Below are 16,678 nucleotides of genomic sequence, written 5' to 3'. Positions count from 1 at the left end.
TGACAGCCGTGCCCGCCGGGTACCGCCGGGCCCCGCGCGGCGGATCCGCGCGGGGCCGTCAGCGGGTTCCTCAGTCGACCGTCCAGGTGTCCCGGCCCGTCAGCAGCGCCTGCAGGTCCGCCGGTTTCGCGGAGCGGGCCTGCTCGACCTGGGCACGGGCCTGGTCGTCGTAGGTGGGGCGGCTGACCTGGCGGAAGATGCCGGTCGGGGTGTGGTTGAGGTTCTGGTCACCGATCCGGGACAGCGCGAAGGCGTACGAGGTGTCCTGGATCGACGGGTCGTGGACCACCACGTTCTCCTCGCCCACCTCGGCCACCTTGGCGATCTCGAACCCACCCCAGCGGGTCGGCACCACGCCGTACTCCGCTTCCGGGCCGAACCGGATCGGCTCCCCGGCGCGCAACGGGATGAGCCGGTGCGCGGCCTCGTCCTTGTCCTTCAGCACGTCGAACGCGCCGTCGTTGAAGATCGGGCAGTTCTGGTAGATCTCCACGACCGCGGATCCGCGGTGCTGCGCCGCCGCGGTGAGCACCTCGCTCAGGCCTTTCCGGTCGCTGTCCAGCGCCCGCCCGACGAACGTGGCCTCCGCGCCCAGCGCCAGCGACACCGGGTTGAACGGGGTGTCCACCGAGCCCATCGGGGTGGACTTGGTGACCATGCCCTGCCCGGACGTCGGCGAGTACTGGCCCTTCGTCAGTCCGTAGATCCGGTTGTTGAACAGCAGGATCTTCAGGTTGACGTTGCGCCGCAGCGCGTGGATCAGGTGGTTGCCGCCGATGGACAGCGCGTCGCCGTCACCGGTCACCACCCACACCGACAGGTCCGGCCGCGTGGTCGCGAGGCCCGTCGCGATGGCCGGGGCGCGGCCGTGGATCGAGTGCATCCCGTAGGTGTTGAGGTAGTACGGGAACCGCGACGAGCAGCCGATGCCGGAGATGAACACGATGTTCTCGCGCTTCAACCCGAGCGTGGGCAGGAACGACTGGACCGTGTTGAGCACGACGTAGTCGCCGCAGCCCGGGCACCAGCGCACCTCCTGGTCGGACTTGAAGTCCTTCGCCTTCTGGGTCTCGTCCGTGGTCGGCACCAGGTCCAGACCGCCCAGGGTGGGCAGGCCCAAGTCGGTGGCGGTCATCGGGTCAGCGCTCCTTCGATGATGTCGGTGAAGACGTGCTGCAGTTCCTCGGCCTTGAACGGCAGGCCGGCGACCTTGGTGTAGGACTGCACGTCCACGAGGTACTTGGCGCGCAGCAGCATCGCGAGCTGTCCGAGGTTCATCTCGGGCACCACGACCTTGTCGTAGCGCGCCAGGACCTCGCCCAGGTTGCGCGGGAACGGGTTGAGGTGCCGCAGGTGCGCCTGCGCGATCGGGATGCCCTGCTTGCGCACCCGGCGGGCGGCGGCGCCGATCGGGCCGTAGGTCGAGCCCCAGCCCAGCGCCAGCACCCGCGCCTCCCCGGAGGGGTCGTCGACCTCCAGGTCCGGCACGTCGATGCCGGCGATCTTGGCCTGGCGGAGCCGGACCATGTGGTCGTGGTTGTCCGGGTCGTAGGAGATGTTGCCCTTGCCGTCGGCCTTCTCCAGGCCACCGATGCGGTGCTCCAGACCGGGCGTGCCGGGCACGGCCCAGGCGCGGGCCAGCGTCTCCGGGTCACGCACGTACGGCCAGAACTCACCCGAGCCGTCGGCCGCGTTGGGCCGGGTGGCGAACTCGACCGACAGGTCGGGCAGCTGGTCGACGTCCGGGATCATCCACGGTTCGGAGCCGTTGGCGTTGGCGCCGTCGGACAGGATCATCACCGGCGTCCGGTACTTCAGCGCGATCCGGGCGGCCTCGAGGGCCGCGGCGAAGCAGTCCCCGGGGGACTGCGGCGCGATGACCGGCAGCGGCGACTCGCTGTTGCGGCCGAACATCGCCTGCAACAGGTCGGCCTGTTCGGTCTTGGTCGGCAGGCCGGTGGACGGGCCGCCGCGCTGCACGTCGATCACGACCAGCGGCAGTTCGAGCATCACGCCGAGACCGATGGTCTCCGACTTCAGGGCGATGCCCGGCCCGGACGTCGAGGTCACGCCCAGCGCCCCGCCGTAGGAGGCGCCCAGTGCGGCGCCGATGCCGGCGATCTCGTCCTCCGCCTGGAAGGTGATCACGCCGAAGTTCTTGTGCCGGGACAGCTCGTGCAGGATGTCCGAGGCCGGGGTGATCGGGTACGTGCCCAGCAGCACCGGCAGCCCGGCGCGCTGCCCGGCGGCGACGATGCCGTAGGCCAGTGCCGTGTTGCCGGTGATCTGCCGGTAGGTGCCCTTGTCCAGCTTGGCCGGCGCCACCTCGTAGGTCGTGGCGAACGACTCGGTGGTCTCGCCGTAGTTCCAGCCCGCCCGGAAGGCGAGGATGTTGGCCTCGGCGATGTCCGGCTTCTTGGCGAACTTCTCCCGCAGGAACGCCTCGGTGCCCTCGGTCGGCCGGTGGTACATCCAGGAAAGCAGGCCCAGCGCGAACATGTTCTTGCAGCGCTCGGCGTCCTTCTTGCCCAGCCCGGTGCCCTCCAGAGCGCCCTGGGTCAGGGTCGACATGGCGACCTTGTGGACCTGGAACGCCGACAGGGTGTCGTCCTCGAGCGGGTCGGAGCCGTAGCCGACCTTGGTCAGGTTGCGCTTGGTGAACTCGTCGGTGTTGACGATGATCGTGCCGCCCGCGGGCACGTCCCGCAGGTTCGCCTTGAGCGCGGCCGGGTTCATCACCACGAGGACGTCCGGCCGGTCGCCGGGGGTGAGGATGTCGTAGTCGGCGAAGTGGACCTGGAACGACGAGACGCCCGGGATGGTGCCCTGTGGTGCCCGGATCTCGGCGGGGAAGTTCGGCAGGGTGGCCAGGTCGTTGCCGAACGCCGCGGCCTCGGAGGTGAACCGGTCACCGGTCAGCTGCATGCCGTCGCCGGAGTCGCCCGCGAACCGGATGACGACGCGGTCCAGTTTGGCGACTTCAGTGGGCCTGCTGGCCGACAGCACACCGTTGCCGTTCGTGCTCGTGCTCATGGGTCAGAGAATCCCTCTCTCCCGATCGGTCGTGTCGTCGACACGTGGCCGTGGGCACACTTTCGCCGATACCTCCACCTTACTTGTTGTTTGTGCGCAGCGATTTCCGGTCGTGGATCGGCGGTGTGATCCCGGTTACCTGCTACCGATGGTAACAGTTACTTCGCCGGGCTGATCGCTGCCCGCATCGCGGCGAGCCGGTCCGCGAACGCGGGCGAATCCAGGGACTTCAGCTGCGGTTCGATCTCGGTGTCCACGGCACGGGAATGCTCGGCCATGGTCGAGGTCTGCCGCAGGGAGGACTTCGTGGCGAGCACGACGTCCCGGGGCGCCTCCGCCGCCGGTGCCGCCAGCTCCAGCGCCGCCGCCAGCAGGTCGTCGTGGCCGCCGTCCACGGTACCCAGGGTCAGGCCGGCCGCCTCGGCCGCGGCCGCGTCGAGGGACTGGCCGAACAACGTCATCGCCCGCGCCCGCTGGATGCCCGCCGCGCGTTGCAACATCCAGGTGAACCCACCGCCCGGGTGCAGGCCGAGTTCGAGGAACCGCGGGACGAACTTCGCTTGCGGCCCGGCCAGCCGGACGTCCGCGGCGAGCGCGAGGTTCAGACCGGCGCCGACCGCCGCGCCGCCCACCGCCGCGATCGTCGGCAGCGTGGACCGGGCCACCGCCAGGAAGCCCGCGTAGACCGCCCGCAGGCCCTCCTCCCGCGCACTGCCCAGCGTGGTGAGATCGGCACCGGCGCAGAACGCCGGCGGCGTCCCGGTGACGACCAGCGCGTGCACCTTCGTGTCCCGTTCCGCCTCGCCGACCGCCCGGGCGAGCTCGGTGGACAGCGCCACCGTGAGCGAGTTCCGCCGCGCCGGGGCGTCGACGGTGACGACGGCGACCCCGCCGTGCCGCTCGGTCACAATCCGTTCGGTCATCCAGCCATCATGTCGCGGGGTTGGGCGGGCGCTCAAGGAGCCGGGACAGCACCACCGTGGACACCGTGCGGTCGATGATCTCCAGCCCGCGCACCCGCTCCAGGGCCATCTCCAGCTGGTGGATGTCGGCCGCCCGCAGGTGCACGATGGCGTCCGCCGCCCCGGTGACGGTGTAGGCCGCGACCACCTCGGGCAGCGGTTCCAGCCGCGCCCGGATGCGGGCCGGGGAGACGTTGCCCCGGCAGTGCACCTCGACGAACGCCTCGGTGCCCCAGCCCAGCGCCTCCGGATCGACCACCGCCGTGAAACCACGCAGCACGCCGGTCTCCAGCAGCCGGTCCACCCGGCGTTTCACCGCCGGTGCGGACAGTCCGACCACCTTGCCGATCTCGGCGTAGCTGGCGCGCGCATTCGTCACCAGGCACGAAACGATCTGCTGATCGAGGGTGTTCACACGCAATGTTTAGCAGGTCGGTGAGCAAAGGACAGCGATTGATTGTCCCTGAATCGAGCCATACCGTTGAGACATGACGACCCGGGTACCGACCACCCGCCGCTACCTCATGTGCCCGCCGCGGTACTTCGCGGTCGACTACGCCATCAACCCCTGGATGGACCCGGCACAGCCGGTCAGCGCCGAGTGCGCGATGCGGCAGTGGCGGGAGCTGCGCGACACCTACCGCCGCCTCGGTCACACGGTCGAGGAGATCGAGCCGCAGCCGGGCCTGCCGGACATGGTGTTCGCCGCCAACTCCGGCACCGTCGTCGACGGGCGGGTGCTCGGCGCGAAGTTCCGGGCACCGCAGCGCGCCGCCGAGGCCGGCCACTTCCGCCGCTGGTTCGCCGAGCACGGCTACCGCGACGTCGTTATGCCCTCCTACGTCAACGAGGCCGAGGGCGACTTCGCCTGGACCGGTCGCGTGCTGCTGGCCGGCACCGGCTTCCGCACCGACCCGGCCGCGCACGCCGAGGCGCAGGAGGTGCTCGGTGTGCCGGTGCTGTCCCTGCGGCTCATCGATCCGCGCTACTACCACCTGGACACCGCGCTGTTCGTGCTCAGCGAGGCCACCGACACCACGCCGGCGCAGATCGCGTACTACCCGGAAGCGTTCTCCGACGGGTCGCGCCGCGTCCTGGCGCGCCTGTTCCCGGACGCCGTGCTCGCCACCGCGGCCGACGCCGAGTGCTTCGGCCTCAACGGGGTGTCCGACGGCCGCAACGTCGTCCTGCCGCGGGAAGCAACCGGCCTGGGCGAGCGGCTCGCCGCGCACGGCTACGAACCGGTGTACGTGGACATCTCCGAACTGCGCAAGGCCGGTGGCGGCCCGAAGTGCTGCACCATGGAGATCCGCAAGTAGTTCCGGCGTCTCATTTCGAGCTCGGCGCCGGAAATGTGTCCGGGATTTGTAACAGCTCCGCGGTGTCTCCCGAATCAGGGGCATGACCTCTTGCCGGCTCTGCGGTTCCACCCACCTGGCCAGCGTCGTTGATCTCGGCGCGACGCCACCGTGCGAGAAGTTCCTGACCGCGCAACAGCTGGACGAGTCGGAAAATACCTTTCCCTTGCACCTGCGGGTGTGCACGGATTGCTGGCTCGCGCAGATTCCGCCGTTGATCACGCCGGAGGAAACATTCACCGAATACGCGTATTTCTCGTCGTATTCGCGGTCCTGGGTGGACCACGCGGGGAAGTTCGTCACCGGCGCGGTCGACCGGCTGGGCCTGGACGGTGACTCGTTCGTCGTCGAGGTCGCGAGCAACGACGGGTACCTGCTCAAGCACGTTGTGGCGCAAGGGATCCGGTGTCTCGGCGTGGAGCCGTCGGTGAACGTCGGCCAGGCCGCGCGCGCGGCCGGCGTGCCCACGCTCACCGCGTTCCTGGGCCCGGAAACGGGTGCGCGGGTGCGCGACGAGCACGGCCCGGCGGATCTGGTGGTGGCCAACAACGTCTACGCGCACATCCCGGACGTCGTCGGCTTCACGAAGGGCCTGCGGGCGCTGACCGCCGACGACGGCTGGGTGTCGATCGAGGTGCAGCACCTGCTCACGCTGATCGAGAAGACCCAGTACGACACGATCTACCACGAGCACTTCCAGTACTACACGGTGGCTTCCGCGCAACGCGCCCTCGCCTCCGGCGGATTGTCCCTTGTGGACGTCGAGCTGCTGCCGACGCACGGGGGCTCGATCCGGTTGTGGGCGCGGCCGGCGGAGGCCGCGGGGGAGCCGAGCCGGCGCGTGCTCGACGTGCTGGCCCAGGAAAAGGCCGCCGGGCTGCACGAGCTGTCCGGCTACACCGAGTTCGCCGCCCGGGTGGCGAAGGTGCGCCGCGACCTGTTGCGGTTCCTCGTCGACGCGGCCGACGACGGCGCGACGGTGGCCGGGTACGGGGCACCGGGCAAGGGCAACACCCTGCTCAACCACTGCGGCATCCGGCCGGACCTGCTCGCCTACACCGTCGACCGCAACCCGTACAAGCACGGCCGGTACACACCCGGCACGCGCATTCCCATCCTGCCGCCGGACCGCATCGCCGCGGACCGGCCCGACTACGTCCTCGTCCTGCCCTGGAACCTCCGGGACGAACTGGTCCGGCAACTGTCCTACGTCGGGGAGTGGGGCGGGCGGCTGGTCTTCCCCATACCCCACCTGGAAATCGTCGAGGTGAACCCATCGTGAAGGTCGTCCTGTTCTGCGGCGGGTACGGAATGCGGATGCGCGGCGGCACCGCCTCCGACGTGCCCAAGCCGATGGCCATGGTCGGTCCCCGGCCGCTGATCTGGCACGTCATGCGCTACTACGCGCACTTCGGGCACACCGAGTTCATCCTCTGCCTCGGCTACGGTGCCCACCACATCAAGGACTTCTTCCTCAACTACTCCGAGACCACGTCCAACGACTTCGTGCTGCGCGGCGGCCGGGCGGAACTGCTGTCCACCGACATCGCGGACTGGACGATCTCGTTCGTGCAGACCGGCATCGAATCGCCGATCGGGGAACGGCTGCGCCGGGTGCGCGAGCACCTCGACGGCGACGAGATGTTCCTCGCCAACTACGCCGACGTGCTCACCGACGCACCGCTGCCGGCGATGATCGAGCGGTTCGCCGCCACCGACGCGGGGGCGTCGATGATGGTCGTGCCACCGCAGTCGTCGTTCCACTGCGTGGAGATGGACGAGGGCGGCCTGGTCGGCTCGATCACCGCGGTGAGCGAGATGCCGCTGTGGGAGAACGGCGGGTACTTCGTGTTGCGCCAGGAGGTGTTCGACCACATCCCGCCCGGCGGTGACCTGGTCGCCGACGGGTGCGCCGAACTCGCCAAGCGCGGCCGCCTGCTGGCCTACCCCTACCGCGGGTTCTGGAAGCCGACGGACACCGTCAAGGAACGCTTCGCCCTGGACGAGGGCTACACGCGCGGGGTGCGCCCGTGGGCGCTGTGGGAGAAGGACCGAGTGCCGGCGTGATCGGACTGACCCCAGGCCGGCTCCGCCGGATCGTCGTGCTCGGCGCGCACTGCGACGACATCGCGATCGGCGCGGGCGGCACCCTGCTCACCCTCGCCCGTCCCGGGCTGCGGGTGGACGCCCTGATCTCCTCCGGCGGCGGCACGGAGCGCGAGGAGGAGGAACGGTCCGCGCTCGCGGCGTTCTGCCCGGGCGCGGACCTCGACGTGACGGTGCTGAAGACGCCGGACGGGCGGCTGCCCGCGCACTGGGACGAGGTGAAGAACGCGCTGGAGGACCTGCGGTCCCGCACCGATCCGGACCTGATCCTCGCGCCCCGCACCGGCGACGCGCACCAGGACCACCGCGGCCTGGCGGAACTCGTGCCGACCGCGTTCCGCGGGCACCTCACCCTCGGCTACGAGATCGTCAAGTGGGACGGCGACCTCGAGACGCCGACCGCGTACGTGCCGCTGCGGGACGAACTCGCCGGGAGAAAAGTGGAACTGCTGCAACGGCACTACGCCTCGCAGCGACATCGTCCTTGGTACGACTCGGAAGCGTTCCTCGGGCTGGCCCGCATCCGCGGCATCGAATGCCAGGCGCGGTACGCGGAAGGCTTCCACGTGCAGAAGATGCGTCTCCAGCTGGAGGGCTGAGCCATGCGTGTGCTGCTGACCGGGCACAAGGGCTACCTGGGCACGGTGATGGCGCCGGTGCTCACCGCCGCCGGTCACGAGGTGACCGGGCTCGACTCCGGTCTGTTCGACGACTGCGTGCTCGGCCCGGCGCCGCAGGACCCGCCCGGGCACCGGACCGACCTGCGGGACGTCACGCCCGCGCAGGTGTCCGATGTGGACGCGGTGATCCACCTGGCCGCGCTGTCGAACGATCCGCTGGGTGCGCTCGCGCCCGAGCTGACCTACGAGATCAACCACCGGGCGGCGGTCCGGCTGGCCCGGCTGGCGAAGGACGCCGGGGTGTCGCGGTTCCTGTACGCCTCCACGTGCTCGGTCTACGGCGCCTCCGGTGGCGCGGACCTGGTGACCGAGGACGCGCCGCTGCGGCCGGTGACCCCCTACGCGGAGTCGAAGGTGCTGGTCGAGGACGACCTGCACGCGATGGCCGACGACGGCTTCTCGCCGGTCTACCTGCGCAACGCGACCGCGTTCGGGTTCTCCCCGCGGCTGCGCGCGGACATCGTGCTGAACAACCTGGTCGGGCACGCGTGCCTGTCCGGGGAAGTGCTGGTGCTCTCCGACGGCACGCCGTGGCGGCCGCTCGTGCACGCGCAGGACATCGCGCGGGCCTTCGCCGCCGCGCTGGTGGCGCCCCGGGAGGCGGTGCACGACCAGGCGTTCAACATCGGCACGGAACGCAACAACGTGACCGTGGCCGAGATCGCCGGGCAGGTCGTGGAGGCCGTGCCCGGCTCACGGTTGCGGATCACCGGTGAGGCCGGGGCCGACCCGCGGTCCTACCGGGTCGACTTCTCCCGGTTCCGGGCGGCGGTCCCCGGCTTCACCTGCGAGTGGCTGGTCAAGGACGGCGCGGTCGAACTGGTCGAGGCGTACCAGCGGTACGGGCTCACGCAGCGCGCGTTCGAGCAGCGCTTCACCCGGCTGGCCCGGCTCCAGCAGCACCGCGAGGACGGCGTGGTCGACGACTCCCTGCGGTTCACCTGATGCGAACCGGCGCCGGGATGCACGCGCTGGTCGAGCGGTCTGCCGGCGAGGTGCGGACATGGCCGTGACGGACCGGACCGGACGGCACCGCCGGGTGCGCGACTCGCCGCTGCGCGCCATGGCCGGCCGGATCACCTGGGGCCTCGGCGACCAGGCCGTGTCCAGCGTCAGCAACTTCTTCGTCGGCGTCTACGTCGCCCGCTCGCTCGGCGCGGCGGCCTTCGGCGTGTTCACGCTCGCCTGGGTCACCTACGGCGTGGTGCTGGGCTTCTCGCGCGGGCTCGCGACCGATCCGCTGTCCGTGCGGTTCAGCGGCGTCGCGACCGGCCTGTGGCGCGGCGCGGTGGCCCGGTCCAGTGGCACCGCGCTGCTCGTCGGTGCCGCCACCGGGGTGGTGAGCGCGCTCACCGGGCTCGTGATCGGCGGAACCGTGGGCGCCGCGTTCATCGCGCTCGGCGTCGTGCTGCCGGGACTGATGCTGCAGGACAGCTGGCGGTTCGCGTTCTTCGCCGCCGGGCAGGGCCGCAAGGCGTTCGTCAACGACATGGTGTGGAACGTGGCCCTGGTGCCGGCGCTGCTGCTGGCGATGCCGCACGGCAGCGTGGTCGCGTTCCTGCTCGCGTGGGGCCTGTCCGCCGCGGTCGCCGGGGCCTACGGCTACTGGCAGACGCGGATGACCCCGGCCTGGCGCGGGACGGGCAGCTGGATCCGGGAGCACCGCGACCTCGGCAGCCGGTTCCTCGCGGAGAACGTGCTGGTGGCCGGGTCCGGGCAGCTGCGCATGTACGGGCTGGGTGCGATCGCCGGGCTGGCCGACGTCGGCGCGGTCCGCGGATCCCAGCTGCTGCTCGGGCCGTTCATGGCCGTCCTCATCGGACTGTCGCTGGTCACCGTGTCCGAGGCGGCGCGGGTGGTGCGGGAGCGGCCGCACCGGCTGCGGCTGTTCGCGCTGCTGCTCGGCGGCGGTCAGGCGGCCGCGGCGGTGGTGTGGGGCCTGGCGCTGATCGTGCTGCTGCCCGAGTCCGCCGGGCGCTACCTGCTGGGCGACGTGTGGCCCTCGGCCGCCGCGCTGATCCTGCCCGCCACGCTCGCCGTCGCCGCTGCGAGCTTCACCACCGGGTCGTCGTCGGCGTTGCGGGCGCTCGGCGCCGCGGGCCGGGGACTGCGCGCCGAGGTCGTCACGTTCGCGGGCTACGTCGGCGGCGGGCTGGCCGGTGCCGCGATGGGCGGCGCCGTCGGATCCAGCTGGGGCACCGCCGCCGGCAGCGCGCTGGGCGCGGCGGCCCGGTGGCTCGAACTGGAGTTCTGCCTCCGCGAATCCGCTCCCACCTCCGAGGAAATGAGGACCGCATGACCGGCACTCCCAGGCTGAGCATCGGACTGCCCGTCCACAACGGCGAGGAGTACCTCGCCGAATCCCTCGAGGCTCTGCTCGGCCAGACCTACGAGGACTTCGAGCTCATCCTCGCCGACAACGCCTCGACCGACGGCACCGCGGACATCTGCCGCCGGTACGCCCGGCAGGACCGGCGCATCCGGTTCCTCCCGCTGCCCCGCAACATCGGGGCCGCGCCCAACCACAACCTCGTCTTCCGCGAGGCGCGTGGCGAGCTGTTCAAGTGGGCCTCCCACGACGACCTGTACGGGCGCGACCTGTTGCGGCGCTGCGTGGAGGCGCTCGACGAGCACCCGGAAATGGTTCTCGCGCACGCCGGCACGGCCATCATCGACGGTGCCGGGGGCGTGACCGCGCCGTTCGAGTACCGGCTCGCCACCGACTCACCGCACCCGCCGACCCGGTTCCGGGCGCTGCTGTTCGCCGACGGCGGCGACGACTTCTACGGCGTGATCCGCGCGTCGGCGCTGCGGCGGGTGAAACCGCACGACAGCTACCACCACGCCGACCGCACCTTCGTCGCCGACATCGCCCTGCAGGGCCCGTTCTTCCAGGTCCCGGAGCTGCTGTACTTCCGGCGCGACCACCCGGACCGGGCCGAGCGGGCCAACCCGACCATCCGGTCCCGCTGCGCCAACCTCGACCCCAGACGCGCGAACCCGCTGCGGCACCCGACCGCCCGCCTGCTCGGCGGGTACGTGTGGGGGTGGATCCGCATCGTCCAGCGCGCGCCGATCACCCCCGCCGAGCGCCGCGAGTGCTACCGCCACCTGGGCGAGTGGCTGGGCCGCCGCGCGCTGCGGCGGGAACCGTCCGAGGAGTTCGCGCACGTGGACAACGACCTGGACGTGGTCGTCGACGCGGTGGTGGCGGGGCGCGGGGGCCGGTGATGCGGATCGGCGTCTTCGGCCTGCTGGGACAGGGGAACCTCGGCAACGACGGCTCCCTGGCGGCCCTGCTGGAGTTCCTGCGCCGGGAACACCCGGACGCGGTCGTGGACGCGCTGTGCGGCGGCCCCGCCGAGGTCCGCACGCGGTTCGGCGTGCCCGCGGTGCGCCTGCACTGGTTCCGCACGGAGTCGTTGCCCGCCAAGGTGTTCGGCAAACTCGCCGACCCGCTGTGGATCGGCCGGTGGGTCCGCCGGCACGACGTGGTGATCGTGCCCGGCATGGGGGTGCTGGAGGCCACGCTCCCGTTGCGCCCCTGGGGATTTCCCTACTCACTGCTGCTGCTCGGGCTGACCGCGCGGCTGACCGGGACGAAGGTCGCGCTCGTCGCGGCCGGCGCCGAGTACGTGCGCCGCCCCGCCACGCGCTGGGTGATCACGGCGGCGGCCCGGCTCGCGCACCACCGCTCCTACCGCGACGAACACTCGCGGCAGGCGATGGCGCGGATGGGCGTCGACGTGCGCGGCGACGCCGTCCACCCCGACCTCGCGTTCGGCCTGCCCGACCCGCAGCCGCGGCCGTCGACCGGTGCGGTCGGGGTGGGGGTCATGGCCTACACCGGCGGCAACGACGACCGCGCGCGAGCGGCCGACATCCACCGCGCCTACCTGGCCACCGTGACCCGGTTCGTGCGCCTGCTCGCCGCCGAGGGCCGTCCCGTCCGGCTGTTCACCGGCGACACCGCCGACGAGGAGATCGCCCGCCGGATCGCGGCCGCCGTACCCGGCGTCACCGCCGAGCCGGTCACCTCGCTCGCCGACCTGATGCAGCGGATGGCCGGGGTCGACGTCGTCGTCGCCACCCGCTACCACAACGTGCTGTGCGCGCTGAAGACCGTGCGGCCGACGGTGTCGCTCGGCTACGCGCGCAAGAACGACGTGCTCATGGACGCGATGGGGCTCGGCGAGTTCTGCCTCTCCGCGCGCGAGCCGGACTTCGACCGGCTCGTCGACCGGTTCCGCGCCGCCGAAGACCGGCGCGAGGAGCTGATCGCCGTCCTCAAGGACCGAAATCGCGTGATTTCCGAGCGGATTCGTCACCAGTTCGCCACACTGTCCCAATCTGTCGTGGAAGGGGGCCGGACATGAAGGCCGTTCCGGTGCCCGGCATCGCCGGGGCCTGGCTGTTCGAACCGACGCCGCACGTCGACGCGCGCGGTTTCTTCTCGCGGACCTTCGACCGGGAGGTCGTGGCGTCCGTGGGCATCGACCCGGACGGGTTCGCCCAGGACAGCCTGTCCCGGTCGGTGCGGGGCGTGATCCGCGGGATGCACCTGCGCTCCGGCGCCGGGGAGGCCAAACTGGTCCGCTGCTCCTACGGCGAGGTGTTCGACGTGGTGGTCGACCTGCGGCCGGACTCACCCACCTTCGGCAACAGCGAGTACTTCCAGCTCTCCGGCGACACCCAGGTCACCGTGTACGTGCCGGCGGGCTGCGCCCACGGCTTCCAGGCGCTGACCGACCCCGCCGACGTGTCCTACCGCATCGACCGGCCGCACGACCCGGCGGAGGACGTCACGATCGCCTTCGACGACCCCGGTCTGGCGATCCCGTGGCCGCTGCCGGTGACCCTGACCTCCGACCGGGACCGGCGCGCGCCGTCGCTCGCCGAAGTTCTGAAGACCCTGAGGTGACCGTCATGGACCCGCAGTTCCTGCCCCGGTCCGCGGCAGCCAACGAGCGGCTGCACACGCTCGTGCCCGGCGGCGCGCACACCTACGCGAAGGGCGAGGACCAGTACCCCGAGGGCTTGGCGCCGGTCATCTCGCACGGGCGGGGTGCGCACGTGTGGGACGTGGACGGACACGAGTACATCGAGTACGGCTCCGGGCTGCGCTCGGTCAGCCTCGGGCACGCCCATCCGCGGGTGGTCGAGGCGGTGCGGCGCGAGCTGGAGCGGGGCACGAACTTCGTGCGCCCGTCCATCGTCGAACTGGCCGCCGCGGAGCGGTTCCTGGCCACCGTGCCGACCGCGGACATGGTCAAGTTCGCCAAGAACGGGTCGGACGTCACCACGGCCGCGGTGCGGCTGGCGCGAGCGGCCACCGGGCGCCGGGTGGCGGCGATCTGCGGTGACCAGCCGTTCTTCTCCACCGACGACTGGTTCATCGGCACCACCGGCATGCCCGCGGGCATCCCGGGCGAGATCGCGGACCTGACCGTGCGCTTCCCCTACGGCGACCTCGCCGCGACCGAGGAGGTGCTGCGGCGGCACGACGTCGCCTGCCTGGTCCTGGAGGCGGCGACCGCCGTCGAACCGCCGCCCGGGTACCTCGCCGGGCTGCGTGCGCTGGCCGACCGCTACGGCGTGGTGCTGATCTTCGACGAGATGATCACCGGGTTCCGCTGGTCCGAGGCGGGCGCGCAGGGCTACTACGGGGTGACGCCGGACCTGTCGACGTTCGGCAAGGCGCTCGGCAACGGGTTCGCGGTGTCCGCGCTCGCGGGCCGGCGGGAGCTGATGGAGCTGGGCGGCCTGCGCGACTCGCGTGAACGGGTGTTCCTGCTGTCCACCACCCACGGAGCGGAAACGCATTCACTGGCCGCCGCGATGGCCGTGATCGACACCTACGTGGCGGAGGGCATCACCGCGCGGCTGCACGCGCTGGGCGAGCGGTTGGCGGCCGGGGTGCGGGACGTGGCCGCGGCGATGGGCGTCGGCGACCACGTGGTCGTGCGCGGCCGGGCGAGCAACCTGGTGTTCGGCACGCTCGACGAGCAGCTGCGGCCGTCGCAGCCGTACCGGACGCTGTTCCTGCGCCAGCTGGTGGCCGGCGGCGTGCTCGGGCCGTCGTTCGTGGTCAGCAGCGCCCTCACCGAGACCGACATCGACCGGACGGTGGACGTGGTCGCGCAGGCGTGCGCGGTCTACCGCAAGGCCCTCGACGTCGCGGACCCCACGCCGTGGCTCGGCGGCCGTGCCGTCAAGCCGGTGTTCCGGCCCTACGCCTGACCCGGCCGGGGGCCGGTCGCGGTCCGTCGCCAGATCCGGTCGATCAGGGTCGCGGTCGCCGGGACCACCGCCACCGCGGTGCAGAACCCGCCGATGGCGTCGGTGGCGTAGTGCGCGCTGAGCCCGACCTGCGCCCAGCCCGCGTACGCGCCGGTGACCAGCGCACACGCCAGCACCACCACCGGACCCGCACGCAGCCGTCCGGCCAGTGGCATCGCCACCGCGAGCGTCACCGCGGTGACGAAGGCCGTGTGCCCGCTCGGGTAGGACAGGTAGACCGTGTGGATCGTCCGGTCCGCCAGCGGTTTGCCCAGCGCGGTCACGGCGATCGTCAACCCGGGGCCGGCCAGCGCGAGCGCCAGCACCCGCCACCGGCGCAGCACCGCGAACAGCACCGCGAGCACCACGACGACCGTCACCGATCCCCGTGGTTCGCCGAGGAAGTCCACCGCGATCGCCGCGGACCAGGCCGCGCCGACCGAGCGGGTGGCGGCCGGCTGCACCCACGCGTCGAACCAGCCCGGTTCGGTGTGCCCGGCGTTGAGCACGCCCAGCAGCACGACGACCACCGCCGCCACGGCCGCGGTCACGTGCAGCACCCGCGCCGCGGGGGCGGGCAGCAGCGGCTGGTTCCGCCGCCTGGCCGCCGGTTCTCGCACGCCGGTCATCGCGTCCGCCCGAGCAGGACCCAGTCGGCCGTCGTCTCGACCTCCGTGAAGTGCTGGGCCAGGTAGGGGCCGTAGATCTGACGCAGGGCCGTGACGGTCTCCGTGCAGCAGCCCTGGCCGTCCACGATCCGGGGGATCATCACCCACTTCGTCGTCCCGAACGCCTCTTCCGGGGTGGGGTGCGTGGACGTGTCGAAGCTGATGCCCACGTCCCACCACAGTGGACCGCCGGTGGCCGGTGGCAGGGACAGCGCGAACGAGAACGGGTTGGCCAGCGCGAGCGTCGACACGGTGTCCGCCGGCCCGGCGTGGCGGCGCAGCACCGCGATGCCGTCGTCGATCATCGCCGGTACCGCGCCGGCCGTGCGGTAGGCCGTCTGCCACCGGGCGTCGGCGGGGACCACGAAGTCACGCAGACCCGGGCTGTCGATCCGCTGGCTCACCGGCGGGCTCGCCACGGACTCGTGCCCGCCGACGGCCCGCGCCAGCGACAGCGCGTCCTTCCCCGCGATCGGGCCCGCCGCGGCGGCGACCAGCACGGCCAGGCCCGCGGCTCCCAGCGCCCGGGGTGCTGCGGTGGGCAGGACCGGGACGAGCAGGAGCGGGATCACCACGAGCGCGGGCAGATCACCGTGCTCGGCGGTGTTCGCCGACGCGACCAGCACACTGGACACCCAGACGAACCCGGCCGCGACCGCGACCTCGGCGAGCGGGCGCGCGGGCAGTTGCCGGCGGCGCGCCCGCACGGCCAGCACCCCGACGACCGCCGCGGCGAGCAGCAGCACCGGTGCGGTGTAGGCCGCACTGGTCACCAGCATGCCGAGCCGCTGCCCGCCCTGCGACGCACCGGCGTGCACCAGGTCGGCGAGGTACCCGGTGAGCCGGATGCCGAACGCCAGCCGCATCACCGCCACCACACCGAGGAACGCCGCGAGCGCCGCGACGCCGAGCCGGACGCTGCGCCGCAGGGTGCCCAGGACCAGACCGGCCACGACCGCGACCACACCGGCCGCGAAGAAGTTGGCCTTGCCGAAGAACATCAGGCCCAGCAGCAGACCGAGCACGAGCCCGTCGGTGACCGCCCGCCGCGCGGTGAGCGGCCCGCGGGACCGGATCAGCACCAGCAGCAGGAGGGTGGAGTAGAGCACCCAGCCGTAGCGGTTGTAGAGCATCGCGTACGTCGTGATCCACGGCGAGTACCCGAGCGGCCGGGCGGCGAGCACCAGCAGCGCGGTGAAGACCGTGAACCCGGCCGCGGCCGCCGCGGGCAGCCGGCGGCGCGCGACGAACCAGGCGAGCGGTGCGGCGATCGCGAGGAAGAGGAGCCCGGCGTAGACGACCGCGGTCAGCGACGGCACCGCCTGCATCCGCATCCCGACGCTGACCAGCCCGTACACCAGCGGCCCGATCGGGTTGCCGAAGTCGGTGCCCGGCACCTGGCCCTCGGTGATCCGGTAGCCGCCGTCGAGCAGGATGAACACGTCCCACGGCGCGGACATCGGGGCCGGCCCGGACCACCACCACAGCCCGGCCAGCCCGAGGACGGCCGCGAGCGTGCCCGCCGGCCACAGCCGGTGCCCGCGGACCGCGGGTGCCGCCGCGACGGGCGGGGCGGTGGCCGGTTTCGTCAC

At 72.0% G+C, this 16,678-nt stretch carries 16 protein-coding genes; 10 read left to right on the top strand and 6 right to left on the bottom strand.

Annotated features, from left to right (window positions below):
* Positions 1-70: 70 nt before the first annotated feature.
* The 4 genes from FHX46_RS26745 to FHX46_RS26730 all read right to left on the bottom strand — a co-directional run bounded on the left by FHX46_RS26745 (position 71) and on the right by FHX46_RS26730 (position 4,410).
* Entirely contained in the window at positions 71-1,135 is a 1,065-nt protein-coding gene (locus FHX46_RS26745; protein ID WP_167120455.1) for a 2-oxoacid:ferredoxin oxidoreductase subunit beta, read from the bottom strand.
* A complete protein-coding gene (locus FHX46_RS26740; protein ID WP_167120452.1) occupies positions 1,132-3,033 on the bottom strand; it encodes a 2-oxoacid:acceptor oxidoreductase subunit alpha in 1,902 nt (633 codons plus the stop codon). The genes FHX46_RS26745 and FHX46_RS26740 overlap by 4 nt, the downstream gene beginning before the upstream one ends.
* A 158-nt stretch (positions 3,034-3,191) precedes the next feature.
* Entirely contained in the window at positions 3,192-3,956 is a 765-nt protein-coding gene (locus FHX46_RS26735) for an enoyl-CoA hydratase (RefSeq protein ID WP_167120449.1), read from the bottom strand.
* Positions 3,957-3,963: 7 nt separating this feature from the next.
* Complete coding sequence (locus FHX46_RS26730; RefSeq protein ID WP_167100862.1) at positions 3,964-4,410, bottom strand: Lrp/AsnC family transcriptional regulator; 447 nt, start codon at positions 4,408-4,410, stop codon at positions 3,964-3,966.
* A gap of 73 nt (positions 4,411-4,483) precedes the next feature.
* On the opposite strand from FHX46_RS26730, the gene ddaH reads away from it, so the two are divergent.
* From ddaH to FHX46_RS26680, 10 genes are all read left to right on the top strand, one after another.
* Positions 4,484-5,314 carry a dimethylargininase gene (ddaH, locus tag FHX46_RS26725; RefSeq protein ID WP_243871347.1) on the top strand — a complete coding sequence of 277 codons (831 nt, stop codon included), beginning with the start codon at positions 4,484-4,486 and terminating at the stop codon, positions 5,312-5,314.
* Between the two features lie 82 nt (positions 5,315-5,396).
* Positions 5,397-6,635, top strand: coding sequence for a class I SAM-dependent methyltransferase (locus FHX46_RS26720; RefSeq protein ID WP_167120446.1), 1,239 nt, complete (start codon positions 5,397-5,399; stop codon positions 6,633-6,635).
* Positions 6,632-7,420, top strand: coding sequence for a sugar phosphate nucleotidyltransferase (locus FHX46_RS26715; RefSeq protein ID WP_167120443.1), 789 nt, complete (start codon positions 6,632-6,634; stop codon positions 7,418-7,420). Before FHX46_RS26720 ends, FHX46_RS26715 begins: the two co-directional genes overlap by 4 nt.
* Positions 7,417-8,058, top strand: coding sequence for a PIG-L deacetylase family protein (locus FHX46_RS26710; protein WP_167120441.1), 642 nt, complete (start codon positions 7,417-7,419; stop codon positions 8,056-8,058). The genes FHX46_RS26715 and FHX46_RS26710 overlap by 4 nt, the downstream gene beginning before the upstream one ends.
* A 3-nt stretch (positions 8,059-8,061) precedes the next feature.
* Positions 8,062-9,084 (top strand): NAD-dependent epimerase/dehydratase family protein, encoded by a 1,023-nt coding sequence (locus FHX46_RS26705; protein ID WP_167120439.1) that lies wholly within the window; start codon positions 8,062-8,064, stop codon positions 9,082-9,084.
* 58 nt (positions 9,085-9,142) lie between these two features.
* Positions 9,143-10,438: a hypothetical protein gene (locus FHX46_RS26700; RefSeq protein WP_167120436.1), complete on the top strand. Its 1,296-nt coding sequence runs from the start codon at positions 9,143-9,145 to the stop codon at positions 10,436-10,438.
* Entirely contained in the window at positions 10,435-11,370 is a 936-nt protein-coding gene (locus FHX46_RS26695) for a glycosyltransferase family 2 protein (protein ID WP_167120433.1), read from the top strand. Before FHX46_RS26700 ends, FHX46_RS26695 begins: the two co-directional genes overlap by 4 nt.
* Complete coding sequence (locus FHX46_RS26690) at positions 11,370-12,515, top strand: polysaccharide pyruvyl transferase family protein (RefSeq protein ID WP_167120431.1); 1,146 nt, start codon at positions 11,370-11,372, stop codon at positions 12,513-12,515. The genes FHX46_RS26695 and FHX46_RS26690 overlap by 1 nt, the downstream gene beginning before the upstream one ends.
* Positions 12,512-13,060 carry a dTDP-4-dehydrorhamnose 3,5-epimerase family protein gene (locus tag FHX46_RS26685; protein WP_167120428.1) on the top strand — a complete coding sequence of 183 codons (549 nt, stop codon included), beginning with the start codon at positions 12,512-12,514 and terminating at the stop codon, positions 13,058-13,060. Before FHX46_RS26690 ends, FHX46_RS26685 begins: the two co-directional genes overlap by 4 nt.
* A gap of 5 nt (positions 13,061-13,065) precedes the next feature.
* Positions 13,066-14,379, top strand: a complete 1,314-nt coding sequence (locus FHX46_RS26680; RefSeq protein WP_167120425.1) for a glutamate-1-semialdehyde 2,1-aminomutase — start codon at positions 13,066-13,068, stop codon at positions 14,377-14,379.
* On the opposite strand, the gene FHX46_RS26675 is transcribed toward FHX46_RS26680, so the two are convergent.
* Together FHX46_RS26675 and FHX46_RS26670 are read right to left on the bottom strand one after the other, a co-directional pair.
* Positions 14,370-15,038 (bottom strand): phosphatase PAP2 family protein, encoded by a 669-nt coding sequence (locus FHX46_RS26675; RefSeq protein WP_208400300.1) that lies wholly within the window; start codon positions 15,036-15,038, stop codon positions 14,370-14,372. The genes FHX46_RS26680 and FHX46_RS26675 overlap by 10 nt on opposite strands.
* A 5-nt stretch (positions 15,039-15,043) precedes the next feature.
* Positions 15,044-16,678, bottom strand: coding sequence for a hypothetical protein (locus FHX46_RS26670; protein ID WP_167120421.1), 1,635 nt, complete (start codon positions 16,676-16,678; stop codon positions 15,044-15,046).

Source organism: Amycolatopsis viridis (genome assembly GCF_011758765.1).
GTDB classification, from domain to species: Bacteria; Actinomycetota; Actinomycetes; order Mycobacteriales; family Pseudonocardiaceae; genus Amycolatopsis_E; species Amycolatopsis_E viridis.
Note: the sequence above shows the minus strand (reverse complement) of the source record. Positions and strands in the feature narration are given on the sequence as shown.